The 2,756-nt window shown below is 75.9% G+C and carries 2 protein-coding genes and 1 pseudogene; all 3 read left to right on the top strand.

All coding sequences use genetic code 11. From position 1 onward, the window contains the following. Positions 1–1,052: pseudogene (locus AC0CYZ_RS05225) on the top strand (hypothetical protein); the annotation flags it as partial. A 107-nt stretch (positions 1,053–1,159) separates the two neighbouring features. Next, positions 1,160–2,188, top strand: a complete 1,029-nt coding sequence (gene hrcA / locus AC0CYZ_RS05220; protein ID WP_472213013.1) for a heat-inducible transcriptional repressor HrcA — start codon at positions 1,160–1,162, stop codon at positions 2,186–2,188. Between the two features lie 63 nt (positions 2,189–2,251). Next, on the top strand, positions 2,252–2,756 hold a 505-nt coding region (locus AC0CYZ_RS05215; protein ID WP_472213012.1), incomplete at its 3' end, for a DnaJ domain-containing protein.

The raw sequence follows: 2,756 nt of genomic DNA, 5'->3' as shown, positions 1-2,756 counted from the left end.
CCGACGTCGCGTTCCTCGAGGCCTACGGCGACCGCGTGGCCGCGGGCGTCGGGGCCGCCGGGACGCTCGTGGTGCTCTCCCGCGCGGACGAGGTCGGCGGCGGGCGCCTCGACGCCGTCATGGCCGCGGGGCAGGTCGCGCGCCGCTACCGCACCGACCCCACGCTGCGCCCCTGGTGCGCCACGACGACGACGGTGGCCGGGCTGCTCGCCGAGACCGCCCGCACGCTGCGCGGGGTCGAGTTCACCGCGCTGCGCGCCCTCGCCCGTGTGGAGCGGGCCGAGCTCGACGAGCAGCTCCTCACCGCGGACCGCTTCGTCGCCGCGGGCACGGGGACCGATGCCGCGGGCCTGCCCGAGGGCACCCGGCTCGCGCTGCTCGACCGGTTCGGGCTCTTCGGGGTGCGCCTCGCGACCTCGCTGCTGCGCCGGGGCATCGACGACTCGGGCGCGCTGGCGGCCGAGCTCGCACGGCGCAGCGGCCTCGACGAGCTGCGGGGCCTGCTCGGCGAGCGCTTCCTCGCCCGCCGTGAGGTCTTCCAGGCCCGGGCGGCGCTGCTCGCCGTCGACCGCCTCGTCCGCCGGGCCCGCGCCGAGGAGCCGGTCCCGGCCCCGGTGCGGCCCTCGCCGGTCCCGCGGGAGTCGCGCCCGGCCGCGTCGTGGGCCCCGGGACCCGCCGCGCTCACCGCGCTCGCCGCGGAACTCGAACGCGCCCGCACCGGCGCCCACGAGATCGTCGAACTGGACCTGCTCACGACACTGCGGCGGCGCCCGCTGGCCGCGTCCGTGCGGCGGGGCTCGGGGACGGACCTCACCGAGGAGGCCGAGCGCCTGCTCGGCGACCACGGCCCGTCGCCCGCGGCCCGGCTCGGGCTCGACGAGGGGATCCCCGACGGCGACCTGCGGGCCGTGGCGCTCGCCACCCTGGCGCGCTGGCGCGGCCACGCCGAGGACCCGTTCGCCGACCGCGACACCACCGAGACGGCCCGCGTCGTGGTGCGCAGCGTCGAGGGCCTGCTCGCGGCCCGCCCGAGCCCGGTGGGGGTGGGGTAGCCCGGACCTGAGCCGCCCCGGCTCACACACGTCCGACCCGGGGACCGCGTCTCGCCTACGATGGAGTGTCGGGTTCGGGCGAGCCGGTGGGAGGAGGTCCGACGACGGTGAACAGCGAGGAACGCCGCATCGCGGTGCTGCGCGCGATCGTCGCGGACTTCGTCGCGACCAACGAGCCGGTGGGCTCGAAGGCCATCGTCGACCGGCACAATCTCGGGGTCTCCTCGGCGACCGTGCGCAACGACATGGCGGCCCTGGAGGACGAGGGATACATCATCCAGCCGCACACCAGCGCCGGCCGGATTCCCACCGACAAGGGCTACCGGCTCTTCGTCGACCGCCTCGCCCAGATCAAGCCGCTCTCGCCCGCGGAGCGCAAGGCCATCTCGACCTTCCTCGAGGGCGCGGTCGACCTCGACGACGTGCTCCGGCGCAGCGTCCGGCTGCTCGCCCAGCTCACGCGCCAGGTCGCCGTCGTGCAGTACCCGACGCTCTCGCGCTCGACGGTGCGCCACCTCGAGGTCGTCGCGCTCACCCCGGCCCGGCTCATGCTCGTGCTGATCACCGACACCGGGCGGGTGGACCAGCGGGTGGTCGACCTCGGGGACGTGCTCACCGACGACGACGTCGGGCACCTGCGTGCCCTGCTCAACTCCGTGCTCGTCGGGCAGCCGCTGACCACCGCGGCCGCCCGCGTCGCCTCGCTCCCCGAGGACGGGCCCGACCACCTGCGCCAGGTGATCACGACGCTGTCCTCGGTGCTGGTGGAGTCGCTGGTCGAGCACCCCGAGGAGCGCCTCGTGCTCGGCGGCACCGCCAACCTCGCCCGGCAGGGCGCCGACGCCACCTCGCTGCGCGGCGTGCTCGAGGCGCTGGAGGAGCAGGTGGTCGTGCTGCGGCTGCTGACCGAGTCCAGCGACCCGGCCCAGGTCACGGTGCGCATCGGCGAGGAGAACGAGGCCGAGGAGATGTGGGCGACCTCCACGGTCTCCATCGGCTACGGCCCGCTCTCGACCCCCGGCGAGTCGCTGGGCGGCCTGGGCGTCGTCGGCCCCACGCGCATGGACTATCCGAGCACGATCGCGGCGGTCCGGGCCGTCGCGCGCTACGTGGGGGAGATCGTGGGAGGGCGCTGACCGCCACTCCCGACCCCCACCCGTTCCCCGAACGACGACGAAGGACGACGAGGACACACGAGCGTGGCCACGGACTACTACGACATCCTCGGCGTGAGCCGGGAAGCCGACGAGGCGGAGATCCGCCGGGCGTACCGCAAGCTCGCCCGGGAGCTCCACCCCGACGTCAACCCCGAGGCGACGGAGCGCTTCCAGCAGGTGAAGAGTGCCTACGAGGTGCTCTCCGACCCCGAGAAGCGGCGCATCGTCGACCTCGGCGGCGACCCGTTGGCGACCGCCGCGAGCGGGGGCGGCGGCTTCGGCGGCAGCGGGTTCGGCGGAGCCGGGTTCAGCGGGCTCGGCGACATCATGGACGCCTTCTTCGGGGCGGCCGGGGGCGGCGGCGGGCGTGGTCCGCGCGGCCGCGTCCAGCCCGGCGAGGACGCGCTGATCCGCCTCGACCTCACCCACGAGGAGTGCGCGGCCGGGGTGGCCCGCGAGCTCACCGTGGACACCGCGGTGCTCTGCGAGCGCTGCCACGGCGGCGGCGCCGAGGCCGGCTCGCAGCCGTTCCCGTGCGACACCTGCG

Source organism: Actinomycetospora sp. (assembly GCF_055612215.1).
This window is presented reverse-complemented; position numbering and strand designations above follow the sequence as displayed.